Here is a 21,216-nt window from a genome sequence, read left to right on the forward strand (position 1 = left end):
CACCGCTGATGAAAGGCCACGCACCGTTGCCAAGTCCTGTTTCCCCCGACGCCCTGGCCGGCAGCCTGGGCATGTTCCTGGCCGGCGAGCCCGTGCACCTGCTGGCCCAGCATGCGCTGTGGTGGCCCGCCCAGGGCACGCTGTTCATCGCCGACCTGCACCTGGGCAAGGCCGCCACCTTCCGCGCGCGCGGCATTCCCGTGCCGGCGGGCACCACGCAGGGCAACCTGGAGCGGCTGTCGGCCCTTCTTCTGGGCCTGCCCGTGCGGCGGCTCGTGGTGCTGGGCGACTTCCTGCACGCGGCCGAGGCACGCAATCCTGCCGTACTGGCTGCACTGGCCCGCTGGCGCAGCCGCCATGCGGCCGTGGAACTGGTGCTGGTGCGCGGCAACCATGACAGCCACGCAGGCGATCCGCCGCCCGCGCTGGGCTTTGCCATCGTGGACGAGCCCTGGCACCTGGGGCCGTTCGCCGCCTGCCATCACCCCCCGCCGCCAACGCAGGACCTGCAGGCGCAGCAGGCCCGGCCCTGGCATGTGCTGGCCGGCCATGTCCATCCCGCCATCGTGCTGCGCGGCACCGGCCGCGACGCCCTGCGCCTGCCGTGCTTTGCCGTGCACGCGGGCTTTACCCTGCTGCCCGCCTTCGGCCTGTTCACCGGCATGGCCAGCCTGCCGCCCGAGCCAGGCCGCCAGCTCTTTGCCGTGGGCGCGGACCGGGTCTGGGCCGTGCCTGGGTGAGCCCAGGGATGTAATCGGGCGTAATTCTCCGCAAGGCCGTTGTTCCCTACAGTGACTCCCGCAGCAAGCGTGGCGGGACAGCAGGCAGTGCCCGGGGATGCCGCAGCGCTTTTCGTTCCACCAGGAGGAATGCATGGGCGTTCAACTCAATTTCTTCAACCAATCGAACGACGCGAACCACCCGCAGATCGTCATCTTCCAGAAGAACGTCGCCAGCGACCTCGATGCGCCTGCCGTGGCCTGGCGCGTCATCAAGTACTGCGGACAGGGCGACAACCATCCGTTCACCTTTCCGCTGGGCCTGCAGGTCGGCGCCAGCGACAGCCATGGCAACTGCACGCCGCAGCTGGAGGCGCAGTACGGCCAGCAGTTCCAGATGGCGCCGTCCACCGCCGGCGATCGCCTGGCGCCCGCAGGCTACGGCGCCAGCTCCAAGGAAGTGCAGGTGCTCAACGCGCTGCCCCAAGGCGCCATCAACGCCAGCTGCTACAAGGACGGCAGGCTGCTGGCCGTCAAGACCGCGATTGCCCCCCGGCAAAAGGCCGTCTTCGAATTCAAGCCCAGCATCTGGATCGGCGTGGCCTCGCACATCCAGCAGGGCCAGATCATGAACTCGGCCATCGTCTCCCAGATGAACACCGAAATCTCCCTGCTGGGCATCTCCCGTGCCGACATCGTGATGCGCGGCGGCGGCTCGGGGGCGAATTCCCGCCCCTTCTCGTTCTCGCTGGAGAACGTCGTGATGTGCTGATGCAGGGTCGCGGCAAGGGGAGGGGCGGAGAAGGGGCGGTGAGGGGACGCAAGGGCCTGTGCATGACACCCTGATGACGGCTGTCACATCCCTGTCATGGACGCAGCCAAGAATCCCGCACTTGCCCGGCCCGCGCAGGCCACTTCCGCAGGTGCTTCCTCCTCCCCATGACCGATGCAGCCTCCCCCCTGGCACAGGCCCACGAAGACGCAGGCCTGATCTGCGGCTGGCGCTTCTTCAGTGACACACGGCAGTGCGTGCAGGCCGTGACGGCGCCATCCGCCGCGCAGTGGCTGGCCGATGCCGCAGCCCGGTCCGATGCGGGCCGGCGCGATTTCCTGTGGCTGCACTTCAACCTGACCCACACCCAGTCCCTGCGCTGGCTGCAGCGCCATGCGGGCCTGCCCGACGTGTTCTATGCCGCCCTGCGCGAGGGCCTGACCTCCACGCGCATCGAGCGCGCCGACGACAGCCTGGTCGCCGTGCTCAACGATGTGAACTTCGAGTTCAACTTCGATTCGGCCGACATCGCCACGCTGTGGATCTGCCTGGACGAGCGCCTGGTCATCACCGCGCGCACCCAGCCGCTGCGCTCTGTCGATGCCCTGCGCGACGCCGTGCGCCGCGGCGACAGCCCCGCCAGCACGGCCGAGCTGCTGGAGCACCTGATGCGCACCCAGGCCGATGTGCTGGTCAAGGTGGTGCGCGAGACCACGGCGCGCGTGGACGACATCGAGGACGCCATCCTGGCCCAGCGCTACCACCATCCGCGCGCCCACCTGGGCCGGCTGCGCCGCCTGCTGGTGCGCCTTCAGCGCCTGCTGGCGCCCGAGCCCGCCGCGCTGTTCCGCCTGCTGCAGCAGCCCCCCGGCTGGATGGGCGAGGAAGACCGGCGCGGCCTGGCCGCAGCGAGCGAGGAGTTCTCGCTCATGCTGCGCGACATGCAGACCCTGCAGGACCGCATCAAGCTGCTGCAGGAAGAAGTGGCCGCCGCCGTGAACGAGGACAACAGCAACAGCCTCTTCGTGCTGACCGTGGTCACCGTGCTGGCCCTGCCCATCAACATCCTGGCCGGCCTGTTCGGCATGAACGTGGGCGGCATACCGCTGGCAGAGCACGAGCACGGCTTCTGGATCGTGGTGTCCATCGTGATCGCCTTCACCGTCATCGCCGCCTGGCTGGCGTTTCGCAAGAAGCGGTACAGGGACTAGGGGACGTGTCAGGGAATCTTGCAGAAGAACTCGCAAAATATCTCGCACCAAACGGATTTCATCTATATAAATCAGCTGCTTATATAGGTGATCAATGTCGCAAGAATTCCTGCTCTACGACCATCCTGCCCAGATGGAGCCGCTGCTGCCGGGGGAACACAAGCTGGGCCCTTTGCTGGAGCTCTCCCATGACCTGATCAGGTTGGGTGAGCGGCTGGCCGGCCGCTTCCGACCAGACACATTGCCAGGCCTGCGCCGGCTGCTTCGGGCCATGAACTCGTATTACTCGAACAGGATCGAGGGGCAGCACACCTTTCCGCTGGATATCGAGCGCGCCCTGCACAACGACTATGCGCAGGACGAAGATCAGGCCCGCCGTCAGCGATTGGCGCTGGCGCACATGGCCACTGAAGAGCAACTGGAGTACAGGTCCACGCAATGGACGAATGCGCAGGTCTGGACCCCCCAGATGCTGGCCGATATCCACCAGGATCTCTTCGCCCGTCTGCCCCAGGCCGATCTGGAGGCCGGCGCCCTTGGCGACGATGCCATCGAGCCGGGTCGATGGCGCACGCGGGAGGTTAGCGTGGGCAGGCATGCGGCGCCTGCAGCGGGGCAGTTGCCATTTTTTCTGGACCGCTGGTCGAGCTTCTACTCAGGCGTGCGCCGTGGCGAGTTGCAGTTGGTGGCCATGGCCGCTGCGCACCAGCGCCTGGCCTGGATCCATCCGTTCCGGGACGGCAACGGGCGCGTGGCCCGGCTGCATTCACATCTCGTACTAACCCACATGGGCCTGAGCAATGGTCTGTGGTCCCCCCTGAGGGGGTTCGCACGGTCGCAGGAGCGCTATTACGCCTTGCTTGCCGCCGCAGACGAGCCGCGCCGTGGTGACCTTGATGGCCGTGGCAATCTGACCGAACTGGGGTTGATCGACTGGATCGCATACGTGCTGGAACTGTGCATGGACCAAGTGAGCTTCATGGAGGGACTTCTGTCGCTGGACGGCATGAAGGAACGCATGGCGGCATGCCTTGCCTATGAGGAACGGGTGGTGCGCCAAGGCGTGCGCAGCGAGGCATTGCGCGCATTGCACTATCTTTTTGCGGCCCAGGCGGAGATGGATCGGGCCGACTTCAAGGCCATGCTGGGGTTGGGTGACCGGCTGGCCACCGCCCAGGTATCGGCACTGCTCAAGCGCGGCCTGCTGGAGACGGATTCACCGTATGGAAGAGTGCGCCTGGGCGTGCCGCTGCACGCCCTGCGTTTTTACTTCCCCCGCCTCTGGCCGGAAGCGGAGGCTGACTCGCTGTAGACGGCTCCTCTCAGGCCGCCACAGCCCTCGCCCCGAACGCCATCGCCCGCAGCCTGCCCAGCAGCGGCCACACCAGCATCAGCAGGGCCAGCGTGGTGATGGTGCCCGACAGGCCGTTGTGCCAGAAGATGCCCAGCTCGCCCTGGCTGGAGAGCATGCTCTGGCGGAAGGCGTCTTCCATTCGGTCGCCCAGCACGATGGCCAGCACCATGGGCGCCAGTGGATAGTCCAGCTTCTTGAACACGTAGCCGACCACGCCGAAGACCAGCATGAGCCAGATGTCCGTGGCATTGCCGTGCACGGTGAAGGCGCCGATGGCGCAGACCATGAGGATCATGGGCGCGACGATGGAAAACGGCACGCGCAGGATGGCGGCGAACAGCGGCACGGTGGCCATGACGATGACCAGGCCGGCGATGTTGCCCAGGTACATGCTGGCGATCAGGCCCCAGACGAAGTCCTTTTGCTCGGTGAACAGCAGCGGGCCGGGCTGCAGCCCCCAGATCATCAGCCCGCCCAGCAGCACGGCCGCCGTGGCCGAGCCCGGAATGCCCAGGGCCAGCATCGGCAGCAGGGCCGAGGTGCCGGCCGCGTGGGCGGCGGTCTCGGGGGCGAGCACGCCTTCGGGGTTGCCCTTGCCGAAGCTGTCGGGGTCGCGCGAGAACTTCTTGGCCAGCCCGTAGCCCATGAAGCTGGCCGCCACGGCGCCGCCCGGCGTCACGCCCATCCAGCAGCCCACCAGGGCCGAGCGCAGCATGGTCAGCCAGTAGCGCGGCAGCCGGGCCCAGGTCCTGAACACCACCTTGAGGTCGATGGAGGCCTTCTTGCCCTTGAAGGCCAGGCCTTCCTCGATGGTCATCAGGATCTCGCTGATGCCGAACATGCCGATCACCACCACCAGGAAATCAAAGCCGCGCAGCAGCTCCGTGGAGCCGAAGGTCATGCGCAGGTCGCCCGAGATGGTGTCCATGCCCACGGCTGCCAGCAGCAGGCCCACGGCCATGGCGGCCACGATCTTGGCCTTGGGCTCCTTGCCCATGCCGATGAAGGAGCAAAACGTCAGGAAGAAGACCGCAAAGAACTCCGGCGGCCCGAACTGCAGCGCGAACGAGGCCACGACCGGCGCCAGGAAGGTGATCAGCATCACGCCCGAGATGGCGCCGATGAACGAGCCCGTGAAGGCCGTGGTCAGCGCGGCCCCCGCGTGCCCCTGCTGGGCCATGGGATAGCCGTCGAAGGTGGTGGCCACCGACCAGGCCTCGCCCGGGATGTTGAACAGCACCGAGGTGATGGCGCCGCCGAACAGCGCCCCCCAGTAGATGCACGACAGCAGGATGATGGCCGAGGTGGGCGACATGCCGAAGGTCAGCGGCAGCAGGATGGCCACGCCGTTGGGGCCGCCCAGGCCCGGCAGCACGCCGACGACGATGCCCAGCAGGATGCCCGTGAGCATCAGCCCCGTGTTCTGCCAGGTGGTGACGGCCGCGAAGCCGTGGGCAAGGTATTGGAGTTCGTCCATGGTGTTGCTCCGTGGCGGCGACAGGGGTCAATAGCCGAGCCAGGCTTCAAGCGGACCCTTGGGCAGGGGCACCTTGAACTGGATCTCGAAGACGTAGAACAGCAGCACGCTGGTGAAGCCCGACAGCGCCACGGCCTTCCACCAGGGATAACGGCCCGCAAACACCATGAAGCCCGTGATGAACAGCACCGAGGCCGCGTAGATGCCCAGCGGCGCGATCACGGCGATGTAGGCCGTCAGCGGCAGCAGCACCTGGGCCACGCGCTTGAGCTGCAGCCAGCTGGCGAACTGCTCCTGGCTGCGGCTGCGCAGCGCCTGCACGAAGACGGCGATGGCGCAGATGCCCAGCACGGCGCCCACGCGCAGCGGGAAGTAGCCGGCCTGCGGGCCGGTGTCGCCCCAGCCCGCGCCAATGCGCTGGTTGTCCCAGACCACGAGCACGGCCAGCGCCAGCAGCACGGCGGCCACTCCGTACTCCACATGGCGGCGGGACAGGCCGGGGGCCTGGGCTTCGGTGGCGGGGATGGATTCGGTGGCCGCGCTGGAGGGCTGGGCCGGGGCTGCTGCTGCCGCTGCTGCCGCTGCATTGGAGGAGGGCGGGGCAAGGTGGATGGCGGTGTCCATGGCGCGGCCCCTCACTTGGCTGCGGCGGCGGCCACGCTGGCCGACAGGAAACCGGCCTTCTTCATGATGTCGAGGTGGCGCGTCTCGTCCTTGGCCAGGAAGTCCACGAAGGCCTGCCCCGTCATGTACTCGGGCTTGAGCGCGTTTTTCTCCAGGTACTCCTTCCACTCGAGCGTGTCCACGATCTTGCGCATCACGCCCGCATAGAACTGCGCCTGCTCGGGCGTGGTGCCGGGCGGCAGGAAGAAGCCGCGCAGCATGGTGTATTGCACATCCAGGCCCTGCTCCCTGCAGGTGGGGATGTCCGACAGCGCCTGGCTACCCGTGACCTTGGCCGTGTACTCGATGCGCTGCGTGTCGAACACGCACAGCGCCCGCACCTGGCCCGCGCGCCACTGCGCCATGGACTCGCTGGGGTTGTTGACGTTGGAGTCGATGTGCTTGCCCACCAGCTGGGTGCTGGCCTCGCCGCCGCCCTTGTAGGGGATGTAGGTGAACTTCACGCCGGCGGCCTGTTCCATGTTGGCGGTGATGATCTGGTCCTCGCGCTTGGAACTGGTGCCGCCCATCTTGAACTTGCCGCCGGCCTGCCGCGCGGCGGCCAGGTAGTCGGCGGGCGTCTGGTAGCCGGTCTCGGCATTGACCCAGAGCACGAACTGGTCCTGGGCAATCATGGCCACGGGATTCAGGTCGCGCCACTGGAAGGGCAGGGCCGTGGCCATGGGCAGGGTGAAGATGGCCGTGGAGGCCACCAGCAGCTTGTGCGGGTCGCGCGCCGAGGCCTTGACATCCAGAATGCCCTCGGCGCCTGAGGCACCGGCCTTGTTGAGGATGACCACGGGCTGCTCGATCAGCTTGTGCTTGGTGACGATGGCCTGGATCACGCGCGCCATCTGGTCCGAGGCGCCGCCGGCCGAAAACGGCACGACGAGTTCGACGGACTTGGCGGGCTTCCATTGCGCCCAGGCGGCAGGGGCTGAGAGGGCGCAGAGGGCGGTGGCGGCGAGGGTGGCGACGGCAGTTGCCGCCAGGCGGTTGCGGGGCGATGTCATGTCTCTTGTCTCCTGTTATTTCCTGGTATTGGTGCAATCCACGATCAAGGGGGCGAGCCATGTGCTCCGGCTCTGCCAAGGGTTTTCGGCGCGGGGCCGATGGGTTCAGGCGGCCTTGCGCAGCGCACCGGCTGCGGCGTGGGCAGCGAAGTAGTCCATGGACGCCTGCACGCCGCTGCCGGCCAGACGGATGCCGGACAGCTTCAGCCCCATCTCCACGCCCGCCACCATGGCCAGCAGCGTGAGATCGTTGCTGTCGCCCAGGTGGCCCATGCGGAACATGCGGCCCTTGAGCTTGCCCAGGCCCGCGCCCAGCGACAGGTCGAAGCGCGTGTGGATCAGGCGGCGCAGGGCGTCGGCATCCACGCCCTCGGGCGTGATCACGCCGGTGAGCACGGGCGAGTAGACCTGCGGATCGGCGCACTGGATGGGCAGGCCCCAGGCCTGGACGGCGGCGCGCACGCCGGCCGCCCAGCGCTGGTGGCGCGCAAACACCGTGTCCAGCCCTTCGGCCAGCAGCATGTCCAGCGATTCGGACAGGGCGTACAGCAGGTTGGTGTTGGGCGTGTAGGGCCAGTAGCCGGTCTGGTTCATCTCCACGATCTCGTCCCAGGCCCAGAACGACTTGGGCAGCTTCGCGCTTTTGGCGGCCTCCAGCGCACGTGGCGACAGGGCGTTGAAGCTGATGCCGGGCGGCAGCATCAGGCCCTTTTGCGAGCCGCTGATGGTCACGTCCACGCCCCATTCGTCATGGCGGTAGTCGGCGCTGGCCAGGCCCGAGATGGTGTCCACCAGCAGCAGGGCCGGGTGGCCCGCCGCGTCGATGGCGCGGCGCACGGCGGCGATGTCCGAGGTCACGCCCGTGGAGGTCTCGTTGTGCACCACGCACACGGCGCGGATCCGGCGCTCCGTGTCCTTGCGCAGCCGTGCCTCGATCAGCCCGGCCTGCACGCCATGGCGCCAGCCCGGCGCCTGGGGCAGATGCTCGTCGGAGCCGCCATAGGACAGGAACTCGGTGGACAGGCCCAGGCGCGTGGCCATCTTCTGCCACAGCGAGGCGAAGTGGCCGGTCTCGAACATCAGCACATGGTCGCCAGGGCTGAGCGTGTTGATCAGGGCCGCCTCCCAGGCGCCCGTGCCGGAGGCCGGATAGATCACCACCGGATGCCGGGTCTTGAAGACCTGCTGGATGCCGGCCAGCACCTTGAGGCCGAGCTGGCCGAACTCCGGCCCCCGGTGGTCGATGGTGGGCAGGCTCATGGCCCGCAGGATGCGGTCGGGAACCGGGCTGGGGCCGGGGATCTGGAGGAAGTGGCGGCCCGTGGGATGGTTGTCGAGCGTGAGCATGGTGCGTCCCTTTCAAGGAAATGCCAGGTCGGTCTGCGGGGGAGGGTGTTTGCGAATTTTTGCATTCAAAATTCATAAATGCCTTGGTGATAACCATGAATGCCTTGAGAAATGCCTGCGTAAAAATGAATGCAAAATTCATTCGACCAGGAGAATCCATGGCGGAGATCATCGAGATTTCGCGGCTTGCCCTGCATGACCAGGTGGCGGCGCGGCTGCGCACCTGGCTGGTGGAAGGGCGCATACCGCCCGGCGCCAAGCTCAACGAGCGCGCGCTGTGCGAGCAGCTGCGCGTCTCGCGCACGCCGCTGCGCGAGGCCATCAAGCTGCTGGCCTCCGAAGGGCTGGTGGACCTGGTGCCCAACCGCGGCGCCGTGGCCGTGCGCCTGGGCGAGGCCGATGTGCTGCAGACCTTCGAGGTGCTGGCGGGGCTGGAGGGCATGTCGGGCGAGCTGGCCGCGCAGCGCATCAGCGAGCAGCAACTGGCCGAGGTGCGCGCCCTGCACTTCGAGATGCTGGCCAGCCATGCGCGCCAGGACCTGTCCGGCTACTACCGGCTCAATGCGCTGATCCACTCGGCCATCAACCGCGCCGCCGCCAACCCCGTGCTGGCCGAGACCTATGGCCGCATCAACGCCCGCGTGCAGTCGCTGCGCTTTCGCACCAACCAGGACGCGGCCAAGTGGAAGCGCGCCGTCCAGGAGCACGAACGCATGCTGGAAGCGCTGCAGGCGCGCGACGCCGCCGCGCTGCGCCAGGTGCTGGTGGCCCACCTGGAGCACAAGCGCGACACCGTCATCGCCCTGCTCAAGGCAGGCCAGATCTACCCACGAACCATGAACGAATGAGAGCCGCCATGCTGATGGAATCCACGCACCGCCTTGCCGCTTCCCCCGACGACACCGTGCCCGCCCCCGGCACCGTGCTGCCGCCCGACGATGTCAGCCAGATGCTGGCGCGCCGCCTGCGCTCGGACACGCGCGGCCAGGTCCTGTTCGACGCCGCCTCGCGCGGGCGCTATGCCACCGATGCCTCCATCTACCAGATCATGCCGGTGGGCGTCTTCGTGCCCACCTGCGAAGAAGACATCGCCACGGCCCTGCAGATCGCCCGCGAGCTCAAGGTGCCCGTGCTGCCGCGCGGCGGCGGCACCAGCCAGTGCGGCCAGACCACGGGCGCGGCCCTGGTCATCGACAACAGCAAGCATTTGCGCAACATCCTCTCGGTGGACCCCGATGCAGGCACGGCCGAGGTCGAGCCCGGCCTGGTGCTGGACCACCTCAACGCCCGGCTCAAGAAGCTCGGCCTGTGGTATCCGGTGGACGTATCGACCAGCGCCCAGGCCACGCTGGGCGGCATGGCGGGCAACAATTCCTGCGGCTCGCGCTCCATTGCCTACGGCAACATGGTCCACAACGTGCGCGGCGCCCGCGCCTGGATGGCCGATGGCGAGCTGCTGGACTTCGGCCCCGTCGCCCAGGCCACGGGCCGCGCGGCGCGCATTGCGCAGTTCGTGCACGGGCTGGCGCAACAGCACCGCGAGGACATTCACGCCCACTGGCCCAAGGTCATGCGCCGCGTGGCGGGCTACAACCTCGACATCTTCGACAACCAGAGCGAGCGGCCCTACACGGCCGACGGCAGCGTCAACCTGGCCCATCTGCTGATAGGCGCCGAGGGCACGCTGGCCTACACGCGCTCGCTCACCCTGCAGCTCAGCGCGCTGCCGCGCGCCAAGGTGCTGGGCGTGGTCAATTTCCCCACCTTCCACGCGGCCATGGACTCGGCCCAGCACATCGTGAAGCTGGGACCCACGGCCGTGGAACTGGTGGACCGCACCATGATCGAGCTGGGCCTGGCCAACCCGGCCTTCAAGCCCACCATAGAGACCGCGCTCATCGGCCGCCCGGCTGCCATCTTGCTGGTGGAATTCGCCGGCGACGACCGCGCCGCGCTGCTGGCGCGGCTGCGCCAGCTGGTGGAACTCATGGGCGAGCTGGGCCTGCCCGGCAGCGTGGTGGAAATGCCCGAGGAAGCGGCCCAGAAAAACCTCTGGGAAGTGCGCAAGGCGGGGCTGAACATCATGATGAGCCTCAAGGGCGACGGCAAGCCCGTGAGCTTCATCGAGGACTGCGCCGTGCCGCTGCAGCACCTGGCCGAGTACACCGACGCGCTCACCGAAGTGTTCGCGCGCCATGGCAGCCGGGGCACCTGGTACGCCCATGCCTCCGTGGGCACGCTGCATGTGCGGCCCATCCTGGACATGCGCACCGACGGCGCGGCGCGCATGCGCGCCATTGCCGAGGAAGCGGCCGAACTGGTGCGCAAATACAAGGGCGCCTTCAGCGGCGAGCACGGCGACGGGCTGTGCCGCGGCGAGTGGATTGCCTGGCAGTTCGGGCCCGCCATCACCGAGGCCCTGCGCGCCATCAAGCAGGAGTTCGATCCCCAGGGCCTGTTCAACCCCGGCAAGATCATCGATACGCCCAGGATGGACGATGGCCGGCTGTTCCGCTTTGCGCCCGCCGATGCGCCCCGGCCCTACCGGCGCATTCCCATCACGCCCGTGCTCGACTGGTCGGCCTGGAACGTGCAGGCCGACCCGGTCACCGAGGTCACCACGGCGCCCGGCACGGGCGGCGACGTCACCGGCGGCTTTGCCAAGGCCGTGGAGATGTGCAACAACAACGGCCACTGCCGCAAGTTCGACGCCGGCACCATGTGCCCCAGCTACCGCGTCACGCGCGACGAGCAGCACCTGACGCGCGGCCGCGCCAACACCCTGCGCCTGGCCATCTCGGGCCAGTTGGGGCCGGACGCCTTCACCAGCGAGGCCCTGCACGACACCATGGACCTGTGCGTGGGCTGCAAGGGCTGCAGGCGCGACTGCCCCACGGGCGTGGACATGGCCCGCATGAAGGTGGAATTCCTGGCCCACTACAAGGCCCGCCATGGCCACACGCTCAAGGACCGGCTGGTCGCCCATCTGCCGCGCTACGCGGCCACGGCCAGCCGCATGCCCTGGCTGCTGAACCTGCGCAACCGCCTGCCCGTGCTGCGCCAACTGGGCGAAAAGCTGCTGGGCCTGTCCGCCCGGCGCTCGCTGCCGGCCTGGCGCAGCGACACCTTCTGGCGCGCGCCCGAAGCACATACCTTTCTTGACCGCGACCAGGCCCTGGCCCGCGCGGCGGCCGGCGAGCGCGTGGCCGTGCTCTTCGTGGACACCTTCAACGGCACCTTCGAGAGCGAAAACGCCCTGGCCGCCGCGCGCGTGCTGCAGGCGGCCGGCTATGCGCTGCACACCGCCAGCAAGTCCGGCAAAGAGGGGGGCGGCCACCACTGCTGCGGCCGCACCTACCTGGCCACCGGCATGGTCGAGCAGGCCAAGGCCAGCGCCGGTGCGCTGATCAACGCCCTGGCGCCCTTGGCCCGGGCCGGCATCCCCATCGTCGGCCTGGAGCCCTCCTGCCTGCTGACCCTGCGCGACGAAGCCCTGGTCATGGGCCTGGGCGAGCCTGCGCAGGCCGTTGCCGCCCAGGCCCTGCTGTTCGAGGAATTCATTGCCCGTGAAGTCAAGGCCGGCCGCTTCGCGCTGCCGCTGCGCGCCGCCGAGGCGCCCATCCTCGTGCACGGCCATTGCCACCAGAAGGCCTTTGGCGCGGTCAGCCCCATCCTCGACGTGCTGCGGCTGATTCCCGGCGCCCAGCCCGAGCTGATCGAAAGCTCCTGCTGCGGCATGGCCGGCAGCTTCGGCTACGAGGCCAGCCACCACCAGGTCTCCATGGACATGGCCGAGGCGGCCCTGCTGCCGGCCATACGCCAGCGCCCCGAGGCCATCGTCGTGGCCGACGGCACCAGCTGCCGCCACCAGATCGCCGACGGCGCGGCGCGCGACGCCGTGCATGTGGCGCGGCTGCTGGAAAGCCTGCTGGAAGCCCGCTGACTGCCCGCTGACCGCCATCCTCCATCCCGCACAAGACCAAGGCACTCCCATGAAGCACAAGCCCTGCCTGGACCTCCAGGACATCAAGGCCATCGCCCAGGCCGCCGAGGCGCATGCCACGGCGCGCGGCTGGGCCGTCAGCATCGCCATCGCCGATGACGGCGGCCACCTGCTGTGGCTGCAGCGCCTGGACGGCGCGGCACCGGCCTCGGCCCACATCGCGCCGGCCAAGGCCCACGCCGCAGCACTGGGCCGCAAGGAAAGCCGGCTCTATGAGGAAATGATCAATGGTGGCCGTACCGCCTACCTGAGCGTGCCCGCGCTGCAGGGCCTGCTGGAAGGCGGCGTGCCCATCACCAGGGAGGGCCACTGCCTGGGCGCCGTGGGCGTCAGCGGGGTGAAGCCGGCCGAGGATGCGGAGGTGGCGCGGGCGGGGATTGCGGCGCTGGGGGCCGCGCCGCAGCGGTAGGGGCCCTGGGCTTCAGCGCGCCTTGCGCGGCTGCAGGGCCTCGGCGCGCAGCATGGCCAGCACGGCATCGCGCTTGTGGTGCAGATGGGTGACCAGCAGCTCGCGCAGGGCCGTGGCGTCGCGTGCGCCCAGGGCCTCGATCATGGCTTCGTGCTCCTTGACGGCCTGCTTCCACTTGGCCGTGTCCAGGTTGGTGCGAAAGCGCAGCGACTGCACGCGGTTGTTGATGCGCTGGAAGGTCTCCGTCAGCACGGGGTTCTTGGCGGCGCTGTTCAGCGCCGCGTGGATGGCAGCGTTGAGCCGGTAGTAGGCAGACACGTCGGCGCGCGCCACGCTGGCCATCATCTCGTAGTGCAGGGCGCGGATTTCGGCGAATTCCTGGTCGGTGATGCGCTGGGCGGCCAGTTCGCCCGACAGGCCCTCGATGCCTGCCAGCACTTCGAAGGCGTGCATGACATCGGCCTCGCTCAGCTTGACGGCGATGGCGCCGCGGTTGGGCAGCAGGTCGGCCAGGCCTTCGGCGGCCAGCAGCTTGATGGCCTCGCGCAGCGGCGTGCGCGAGACGCCGAGCTGCTCGCACAGCTCGCGCTCGTTGAGCTTGGCGCCCGGGGCGATGCGCCCCTCGATGAGCATGGACCGCAAACGGTCCGCCACCTGCTCGTGCAGCGCCGCCCGCGATATCTCGATGATCTCCGCCATCTAGCGGTCTCCTTGGCTGTTCCTGGCTGGTGGATGCCCCCGCCACAGGTATTGCGCCATGCGGGGCGGCGCCGATGTTAGCCGAGTTTGCATCCCCTGCGGGCCGCCGGGCGGGCGCACGCGCTGTCCCTGCCAAGCACTACAGGCTTTTCAGCAGGGGCCTACGGCCGGCGGAGACTCTTGATCCCACCATGGATGCCGATCCGACAGACCAACCAGGGAAAAACAATGGCCCAACCAGGAATCAGGCTGCAGATCCAGGTGGATCTTGCCTATGACATCCGCGATCCGGCCGGGGCCGACTTCGTGTTCAACATCCATGCGGCCCACACCTCGCACCAGACAGTGGAGAACGAGCGGCTGGTGCTCAGCCAGCCCGTGGAGCCCGACATTGCCACCGAGCCCGCCACCTCCACGCGCTTCATGCGCCTGCATGCCAACCCCGGCCCCCTGCACCTGACCTACACGGCCACCGTCTGCATCGCGCACCACCGCGAGGATCCGGCGGCGCTGGGCGAGGTTCCGGTGCGCTGCATCCCGCTGGAGGTCCTGCCCTACATCTACCCCAGCCGCTACTGCCAGTCCGACCGGCTGATGCAGCTGGCCTTCCGCAATTTCGGCCACTTGGCGCCCGGCTATTCGCGCGTGCTGGCCATACAGCAGTGGGTGCAGGAGCTGGTGACTTTCGCTTCGGCCACCAGCAACTCGTCCACCTCGGCCGTCGATACCCTGGTGGAGCAGGTGGGCGTGTGCCGCGATTTCACGCACCTGATGATCGCCCTGTGCCGCGCGCTGAACATTCCCGCCCGCATCGCCACCGGCACGGACTACGGTGCCGACCCTGCGCTGGGCCCGCCCGATTTCCATGCCTACGTGGAAGCCTACTTGGGCGACAGGTGGTACCTGTTCGATGCATCGGGCACGGCCATTCCCATGGGCTTCATGCGCTTTGGCACGGGCCGTGACGCGGCCGACGTGGCCTTTGCCACCATCTTCGGCAACGTGGTGGCCATGGCCCCCATGATCCAGACACAGGCCCTGGAAGACGAGCGCAGCCAGCTGCCCCGGCAGTGCAGCGAGGCGCTGTCGACCACCGCGCCTTCGCCCGCCGTGCTGTCGGGCTGCGCATCGTTTGGCAGCACGGCGGACCGAAGGAGCTTCAGGCAGCTGCCTGCCTGAGCTGCCTGCGCTGCGTGAAATGCCTGGGCTGTGTGAGGCGCGCGGCGGCGGTCCTCAGAAGCGGTGCGTTCCCGTCACCGCAAAGGTGCGCCGCTGGCCGTAGAAGCAGTCGCCGCGTGCCAGGCACTGCGTGATCTGCACCTTGTCGGTCAGGTTGACCACGTTGAAGGCCAGGCGCCATGGGCCGGCGTCATAGGACACCATGGCATCCAGCAAGGTGGCCGAAGGCGTGTCCACCAGGCTGGTGCCCGTCCACTGCGAACCCGTGTAGCGCACGCCTGCACCCAGGCTCCAGCCGCCGCGTCCTTCGCTGGCAAAGCGGTGGGTCAGCCAGGCCGATGCCGTGTGGCGCGGCACGCTGGTCACGCGCTGGCCCTGGTCGCCGCCATTGCTGCGCGAGATGATGGCGTCGGTGTACGCATAGGCCAGGGTGGCGTCCCAGTGGCGGGCCAGGCTGGCGGTCAGCTCGGCCTCGAAGCCGTTGACCTTGACCTCGCCGATCTGCAGGCTGTTGAGCGGGTTGGCGGGGTCGGTGGTCTTGCGGTTCTTCTCGCGCAGCGTGTAGACGGCGGCGAAGGCCGACAGGCCCTGGCCCGGCGGCTGCCACTTCACGCCGGCTTCCCATTGCTCGCCGCGCTGCGCCTTGTAGGGCGTGCCGTAGACGTTCACGCCGCCCAGCGGCTGGAAGGACTCGGAGTAGCCCAGGTAGGGCGCCCAGCCACCATCCATCTGGTAGGTGGCGCCTGCGCGCTTGGTCCAGGCCTTCTCGTCCACGGCGGAGGCGGGCCGACCTTCGGTGTCCGTCTGCGCGCTGTCGTGGCGCAGGCCCAGGGTGGCGGTCCAGCGGCCCCACTTGATCTGGTCCTGGGCGTAGAAGCCCAATTGCTTTTGCGACACGCCCGGCTGGCGCACCAGCTGCGAGGCCGTGGGCGGCGTGAAATTTCCGTAGACGGGGTTGTAGACGTCAAACGGCGCGGTCAGGCCGCGCCAGGTGGACTGGCTGGTGCTGTTGCGCTGCGCATCCATGCCGGCCAGCACGGTGTGCTCGGCCGTGCCCCAGCGCAGCCGGCCTTCGAGCTGCGTGTCGATCACCAGCATGCGCCCGCCGTTGACCTGCCAGGAGGCATCGCGGTAGACGCTGCGGTTGTCGGGGTTGAAGACCGGGCGCGCAGGGCGGCCCTGGCCGGGGATGGCGGTGAAGCTGGTGTAGATGGAGCGGTAGTCCACGTCGCTGATGGTGCGCCGCAGGTTCTGGCGCACGGTCCAGTCCGCGTTCAGGCGGTGGCTGAACAGGTAGCCCCAGGATTTGTTCTCTGTGTCGAACGAGTCCCAGCCGGGCTCGCCGATGAAGGTGCTGGTGGGAATCTGGCCGTAGGGGCTGGGCAGGCGCGTGCCCTGCCAGGGGAAGAAGCCGATCAGCGAGCCGCTCTTGTCCTTCTGGTAGAGCGCCTGCAGCGTGAGCGAGGTGTCGGCGCTGGGCCGCCAGGTCAGGCTGGGCGCGATCACCAGGCGGTCGTCGTTCACATGGTCCACCTGGGTGCCGCTTTCCCGGCCCACGGCCACCAGGCGGTACAGCCACTGGCCGTCTTCGGTGACGGCGCCGGTCAGGTCGGCGGCGATCTGCTTGCGCCCGTAGCTGCCCACCTGCACCTGCACCTCGCGCAGCGCCTCGGCCTGCGGGCGCTTGCTGGTGAGGTTGAGCACCCCGCCCACGCTGCCCTGGCCGTAGAGCACGGAAGAGGGTCCGCGCAGGAATTCCACGCGTTCCAGCGTGTAGGGATCGGGCCGGCTGGTGTTGTAGGTGCCGTAGGTGCGCAGCAGCCCGTCCTGGTACTGGCTCACGTTGCCGCCGCGTGCCGAGAAGCTGTCCACCCGGCTGTCGAAATAGTTGGACACCACGCCGGCGCTGTAGGCGGTGGTCTGGCGCAGCGTCTGCACGCCCTGGGCCTCGAACTGGTCGCGCGTGACCACGCTGATGGCCTGGGGCGTCTCTATCAGCGGCGTGTCGGTCTTGGTGGCCGAGATGGCGCGCTTGGCGGTGAAGCCCACCACAGGGCCGGTGGGATTTTCCTTCTCGGTGCCTGCGTTCACGGTGACCGGGGCGAGCGTGGCCTCGGGGACCTTGTCAGGCTGGGCCTGTGCGTGGGCTGCGCCGCACAGGGCAAGCAGGGCGGCATGCGCAACTGCCGTGCGCGAAAGTCTTTGGATAAGCATGGTCAATGGTCGAGAGCTGGGAAACCTGTGCCGTGGGGCGTGCTCTGGGTGCGTCGGCGCTGCTGCCGGCCTGGGGCCAGCGGCGCAGCCTGTCATGGCGGGTGCGGATTTTAGAATGGCAATGAGAATGATTGCTTTTTCTTTTCATTTGTATGTAGCATGCAACGCATTGTTATCAATTTGATAGCGTAGAAGCTTGTTTTGAAGGGACCTGCGGGTCGATGTGCAGGGCGGTGCGATACGCTACGGTCTTGCTTGCGGGAAGTCCGCGCAGCGTGATAGCCCTCTTCGTGCCGGGGCGCCAACGGCCCCGGTCGCCTCAGGCCTGGGCGGCCTGCAAGGGGTTGCCTGGGTGTGAAACGGCCTCGGGCCACAGCCGACCGGCCGCCGCCTGCAACGCTTGCACCAACTGCTGCGTATCCCTCTTGCCGGTGGCGTGCAGCGCTTCGGTCACGATCAGCGCGTTGACGGTGGATTCGCGCACTGCCGAGTGGCCGCTTTGGCGGTTGCACCAGCGCCGGGCGTGGGCGCGGCCAGCCGTGTCGGCAAAGATGATTTCGCCGGGCTCGGGATATTCGATCTCGCCCGAGAAGGTCTCGTAGACCTCGCTGCCGGTTGCGGGGCGCACCTGCAGGCAGCCGCTGATGCGGTCCAGGTCGAAGACGGCCACGGGAATGGCAAAGGCCACCGAGGCCGCATTGCACAGGTCCACCAGCGGATGCAGGCCGGGAAGATCACCCTCCTTGCGCAGGCGGCGCAGCAGGGCCTCGGCGGCGCAGCGGTATTGCGTGGGCTTGAGGCCCATCCTGGCAAAGCCGCGCCGCCAGGCCTGGATGGATGGCATCTCGCTTTCCGGGGTGCAGGCCAGGTTCTGCCTGGCCTGTGCCATGAAGGGGGCGATCACGGCGTGTGCGGGCACGTCGGGCGACAGGCCGCGCAGCAGCAAGGTCTGCGTGGCCAGTTCAGGAAAGTCGCGGGGGATGGAGGGTGCGTAGGAGAACGGCAAGATCGGGCCTTGTGATTGGAGAGGGGATGTGATCCCCATCCTCGCCAGGCCGGTTTGCGTGGTCTTGAAGGAAATTGCAGCGCGTCACGCAGCGCAGGCCTTGGCTGCCCTGGCATAGAAGCCGGGCGCCATGCCGAAGCTGCGCACGAACAGGCGCGTCATATGGCTCTGGTCGGCAAAGCCGCTGTGCGCTGCGGCCTCGGCCAGCGGCACGCCGCTGGCGATGAGCCCGCGCGCCTGGTGCAGGCGCCGCTGCAGCAGATAGGCATGGGGCGTCATGCCCGTGGCGCGCGCAAAGGCGCGCAGGAACTGGTAGCGGCTCAGGCCCGCCTCGTGGGCCAGGGCGCCCAGGGTCAGGGGCGCGCCGGGATCGTCGTCCATCCGGGCGCGGGCCAGGGTGATGGAGGCCGGTGCGCGGGGCGCCGGGGCAGGGCGCTGCAGCATGCCGCCCAGCAGCTGCAGCAGGGCTTCGTCCAGGTCCAGGGCGTCCGCTGGCTCGCCGCTGCCGGTCATCCTGCGGTACAGGGTCTGAAAACACGCGGCCAGGCGCGGGTCGCGCACGGCGGGCTGGCGGAACTCGAAGCCGGCCGCCGGCCCCGCGCCATCCATGTCCGCCATGAGCCCGGCCACGAGCCAGGGCTCCAGGTAGAGCATGCGCCAGGCGCGACCGCCGTCGCCCAGGGGCATGCCGTCATGCAGCTCGCCGGGGTTGACCATGATGAGGTCGCCAGCCCCGGCCTCGTAGAGACCTCGTCCGCTGGCGGACTTCTGCGCGCCACGCTCGATCAGGCCGATGCCGTACTGCTCGTGGGTATGCCGCCCAAAGTGCCTCGCCGTGTCGGCGGCCACGGCCTCCACGCCTGCGGTGCGGCAGCGCAGCCAGCTGAAATGCCCATCCGTGGTCGATACCATGCCGCAGCCTTTCCTACCCACCCTGGCGTGCCAGCGTGATCGCCAGGCCGGCCAGCCCCGCGCCCACCACGACGGGGATCACGCCCACCTTCCAGCGCAGCAGCGCGGCCGCCGCAGCCAGGCCCAGCAGTGCGGACGGCCAGTCGAAGGGACCCGCCCAGCCCTGTGGCCACAGCACATGCCAGGCAAAGAACACGGCCAGGTTGGCGATGACGCCCACCACGGCGGCCGTGATGCCCGTCAGCGGCGCGGTGAAGCCCAGCCTGCCATGGGTGGACTCGATGAAGGGGCCGCCCAGCAGGATGAAGGCAAAGGACGGCAAAAAGGTGAAGAAGGTCACGACCAGGGCGGCGGCGGCGCCGGCCGGCAGCAGCGCATCGGGGCCGAACACCTGCGTGCTCCAGCCGCCCAGGAAGCCCACGAAGGACACCACCATGATCAGCGGCCCCGGCGTGGTCTCGCCCAGGGCCAGCCCGTCCATCATCTGCGTGGCCGTGAGCCAGTGGTAGTGGTCCACGGCGCCCTGGTAGAGGTAGGGCAGCACGGCATAGGCGCCGCCAAAGGTCAGCAGTGCCGCCTTGGTGAAGAACCAGCCCATCTGGGTGAGCGCGCCCTGCCAGCCGAAGGCGGCGGTCAGCAGGCCCAGCGCCAGGGCCCACAGCCCCAGGCTGGCCACCAGCACCTGGCTGAAAAAACGCCAGCTGAACCGTGCATGGGCCGGTACGGGCGTGTCATCGTCGATGACGGCCGGGCCGTGGCTGCCGCCGCCGTGGCCGTGCCCGCCTGCAGGGGCGAAGTGGCGCGGCGCCAGCCTGCCCCCCAGGTAGCCCAGTGCGCCGGCCGCCAGCACGATCAGCGGAAACGGCAGCTTCAGCGCGAAGATGGCCACGAAGGCCGCCGCGGCAATGCCCCACAGCCAGCCGTTGCGCAAGGTGCGCGAGCCCACGCGCCAGGCCGCCTGCACCACCAGCGCCGTCACGGCCGGCTTGATGCCATAGAAGATGCCGGCAATGGCCGGCACATGGCCGAAGGCCACATAGATCCAGGACAGGCCGATCAGCAGCAAAAGCGAAGGCAGCACGAACAGCCCGCCGGCCACGATGCCGCCCCAGGTGCGGTGCAGCAGCCAGCCGATATAGGTGGCCAGCTGCTGTGCCTCGGGGCCGGGCAGCAGCATGCAGTAGTTGAGCGCATGCAGGAAGCGCCCCTCCGATATCCAGCGCCGCCGCTCCACCAGGTCCTCATGCATGATGGCGATCTGCCCGGCCGGCCCGCCAAAGCTGATGCAGCCCAGCTTCAGCCAGTAGCGCAGGGCTTCGGCGCGGGTGGGGGCCACAGGGGCCGCGGGAAGGGGCGCGGGCGGGTTGGGTGTGGTCTGCAGGCTGGAGGGCATGCCGCAAATGTCTCATACGGCAGCCGCCCCCGATGCCTGAAGGCACCCGCGCTGCGCAGGCGCTACATCTGCCGCGCGGCCTGCTTGACCAGCACCGGCTCGGCCCGGTAGCTGTCCGGGAACAGGCGCTTGAGCTGTTGCACCTTGGGCAGGTCGTTGATGACGATGTAGGGATGGCGGGGGTTCTCGGTCATGAAGTCCTGGTGGTAGTTCTCGGCCGGGAAGAAGCTGGGCTTGTCCTCCAGCCGGGTCACGATGGGCTTGCCGAAGACCTTGGCGGCATCGAGCTGGGCCACATAGGCCTGGGCGGTCTTGAGCTGCGCGGCGTCGGTGGCGAAGATGGCCGAGCGGTACTGCGGGCCCGTGTCCGGTCCCTGGCGGTTGAGCTGGGTCGGGTCATGGGCCACGGAAAAGTAGATCTGCAGCAGCTGCCCGTAGCTGACCTGGGCCGGGTCATAGGTGATCTCGACCGACTCCGCATGCCCGGTGCGGCCGCTGCTCACCGCCGAATACGAAGCCTGGGCCGCCGTGCCGCCGCTGTAGCCCGAGACGGCGCGCTGCACGCCCTTGACATGCTGGAACACGCCCTGCACGCCCCAGAAGCAGCCGCCCGCAAAGATGGCTTTCTGCGGCCCCTGGCCCGTGGCCGGCATGTCCTGCGCGGGTGGCGGAATGCGCACGGCCTGCTCGGCCGCCTGCAGGTCGCTGCCCTGCCACAGCAGGGCGCCGCCCAGCAGCACGGCGCTGCCGGTCAGCAGTTGGAGAAGGCCGCGGCGGCGGGGTGCGGTGGCGAGGGGGGAATCGTTGGTCATGGTGTCTCTCCGGTGAAAGTGAAGCGGCCAGGG

18 protein-coding genes are annotated in these 21,216 nt (G+C 68.6%); 8 read left to right on the plus strand and 10 right to left on the minus strand.

What is annotated here, in order from left to right; genetic code table 11:
* Positions 1-8 precede the first annotated feature (8 nt).
* The 4 genes from pdeM to DTS01S_RS12300 all read left to right on the plus strand — a co-directional run bounded on the left by pdeM (position 9) and on the right by DTS01S_RS12300 (position 4,014).
* The gene (gene pdeM / locus DTS01S_RS12285) at positions 9-740 is read left to right on the plus strand and encodes a ligase-associated DNA damage response endonuclease PdeM (RefSeq protein WP_034347934.1); all 732 of its coding nucleotides are present in this window, start codon (positions 9-11) and stop codon (positions 738-740) included.
* Between the two features lie 133 nt (positions 741-873).
* A complete protein-coding gene (locus tag DTS01S_RS12290; protein ID WP_016448183.1) occupies positions 874-1,491 on the plus strand; it encodes a hypothetical protein in 618 nt (205 codons plus the stop codon).
* A gap of 167 nt (positions 1,492-1,658) precedes the next feature.
* Positions 1,659-2,702 (plus strand): transporter, encoded by a 1,044-nt coding sequence (locus DTS01S_RS12295; protein ID WP_046987663.1) that lies wholly within the window; start codon positions 1,659-1,661, stop codon positions 2,700-2,702.
* Positions 2,703-2,796: 94 nt separating this feature from the next.
* A complete protein-coding gene (locus DTS01S_RS12300) occupies positions 2,797-4,014 on the plus strand; it encodes a Fic family protein (protein WP_061287794.1) in 1,218 nt (405 codons plus the stop codon).
* 10 nt (positions 4,015-4,024) lie between these two features.
* Here the strand turns inward: DTS01S_RS12300 and DTS01S_RS12305 are convergent, their stop codons facing one another.
* The 4 genes from DTS01S_RS12305 to DTS01S_RS12320 all read right to left on the minus strand — a co-directional run bounded on the left by DTS01S_RS12305 (position 4,025) and on the right by DTS01S_RS12320 (position 8,556).
* Positions 4,025-5,533 carry a tripartite tricarboxylate transporter permease gene (locus DTS01S_RS12305; RefSeq protein WP_061287795.1) on the minus strand — a complete coding sequence of 503 codons (1,509 nt, stop codon included), beginning with the start codon at positions 5,531-5,533 and terminating at the stop codon, positions 4,025-4,027.
* Positions 5,534-5,560: 27 nt separating this feature from the next.
* Positions 5,561-6,157: a tripartite tricarboxylate transporter TctB family protein gene (locus DTS01S_RS12310; RefSeq protein ID WP_082774906.1), complete on the minus strand. Its 597-nt coding sequence runs from the start codon at positions 6,155-6,157 to the stop codon at positions 5,561-5,563.
* 11 nt (positions 6,158-6,168) lie between these two features.
* A complete protein-coding gene (locus tag DTS01S_RS12315; protein ID WP_061287796.1) occupies positions 6,169-7,209 on the minus strand; it encodes a Bug family tripartite tricarboxylate transporter substrate binding protein in 1,041 nt (346 codons plus the stop codon).
* Between the two features lie 105 nt (positions 7,210-7,314).
* Entirely contained in the window at positions 7,315-8,556 is a 1,242-nt protein-coding gene (locus DTS01S_RS12320) for a pyridoxal-phosphate-dependent aminotransferase family protein (protein WP_012204896.1), read from the minus strand.
* Between the two features lie 158 nt (positions 8,557-8,714).
* Here DTS01S_RS12320 and DTS01S_RS12325 point away from each other — a divergent pair, with 158 nt between their 5' ends.
* From DTS01S_RS12325 to DTS01S_RS12335, 3 genes are read left to right on the plus strand one after another with little or no spacing between them, the layout of a single operon-like run.
* A complete protein-coding gene (locus DTS01S_RS12325) occupies positions 8,715-9,404 on the plus strand; it encodes a GntR family transcriptional regulator (protein ID WP_012204897.1) in 690 nt (229 codons plus the stop codon).
* Positions 9,405-9,412: 8 nt separating this feature from the next.
* Positions 9,413-12,499 carry an FAD-binding and (Fe-S)-binding domain-containing protein gene (locus DTS01S_RS12330; protein WP_061287797.1) on the plus strand — a complete coding sequence of 1,029 codons (3,087 nt, stop codon included), beginning with the start codon at positions 9,413-9,415 and terminating at the stop codon, positions 12,497-12,499.
* 49 nt (positions 12,500-12,548) lie between these two features.
* Complete coding sequence (locus DTS01S_RS12335) at positions 12,549-12,968, plus strand: heme-binding protein (RefSeq protein WP_061287798.1); 420 nt, start codon at positions 12,549-12,551, stop codon at positions 12,966-12,968.
* A 12-nt stretch (positions 12,969-12,980) separates the two neighbouring features.
* Here DTS01S_RS12335 and DTS01S_RS12340 read toward each other — a convergent pair whose 3' ends face one another.
* On the minus strand, positions 12,981-13,667 hold the full coding sequence (locus DTS01S_RS12340; protein ID WP_012204906.1) for a GntR family transcriptional regulator: 687 nt from the start codon (positions 13,665-13,667) through the stop codon (positions 12,981-12,983).
* Between the two features lie 228 nt (positions 13,668-13,895).
* Here DTS01S_RS12340 and DTS01S_RS12345 point away from each other — a divergent pair, with 228 nt between their 5' ends.
* On the plus strand, positions 13,896-14,846 hold the full coding sequence (locus tag DTS01S_RS12345; RefSeq protein WP_061287799.1) for a transglutaminase-like domain-containing protein: 951 nt from the start codon (positions 13,896-13,898) through the stop codon (positions 14,844-14,846).
* Positions 14,847-14,900: 54 nt separating this feature from the next.
* Here the strand turns inward: DTS01S_RS12345 and DTS01S_RS12350 are convergent, their stop codons facing one another.
* The 5 genes from DTS01S_RS12350 to msrA all read right to left on the minus strand — a co-directional run bounded on the left by DTS01S_RS12350 (position 14,901) and on the right by msrA (position 21,183).
* Positions 14,901-17,060, minus strand: coding sequence for a TonB-dependent siderophore receptor (locus tag DTS01S_RS12350; RefSeq protein ID WP_061287800.1), 2,160 nt, complete (start codon positions 17,058-17,060; stop codon positions 14,901-14,903).
* A 319-nt stretch (positions 17,061-17,379) separates the two neighbouring features.
* Positions 17,380-18,066, minus strand: a complete 687-nt coding sequence (locus DTS01S_RS12355; protein WP_016453701.1) for a B3/B4 domain-containing protein — start codon at positions 18,064-18,066, stop codon at positions 17,380-17,382.
* Between the two features lie 84 nt (positions 18,067-18,150).
* Positions 18,151-18,978 carry an AraC family transcriptional regulator gene (locus DTS01S_RS12360; RefSeq protein ID WP_061287801.1) on the minus strand — a complete coding sequence of 276 codons (828 nt, stop codon included), beginning with the start codon at positions 18,976-18,978 and terminating at the stop codon, positions 18,151-18,153.
* A 13-nt stretch (positions 18,979-18,991) separates the two neighbouring features.
* A complete protein-coding gene (gene chrA, locus DTS01S_RS12365) occupies positions 18,992-20,371 on the minus strand; it encodes a chromate efflux transporter (protein WP_061287802.1) in 1,380 nt (459 codons plus the stop codon).
* A gap of 62 nt (positions 20,372-20,433) precedes the next feature.
* Positions 20,434-21,183, minus strand: a complete 750-nt coding sequence (gene msrA / locus DTS01S_RS12370; RefSeq protein ID WP_061287803.1) for a peptide-methionine (S)-S-oxide reductase MsrA — start codon at positions 21,181-21,183, stop codon at positions 20,434-20,436.
* Between the last annotated feature and the right edge of the window lie 33 nt (positions 21,184-21,216).

Source organism: Delftia tsuruhatensis NBRC 16741, from assembly GCF_001571325.1.
Classification (GTDB): Bacteria; Pseudomonadota; Gammaproteobacteria; order Burkholderiales; family Burkholderiaceae_C; genus Comamonas; species Comamonas tsuruhatensis.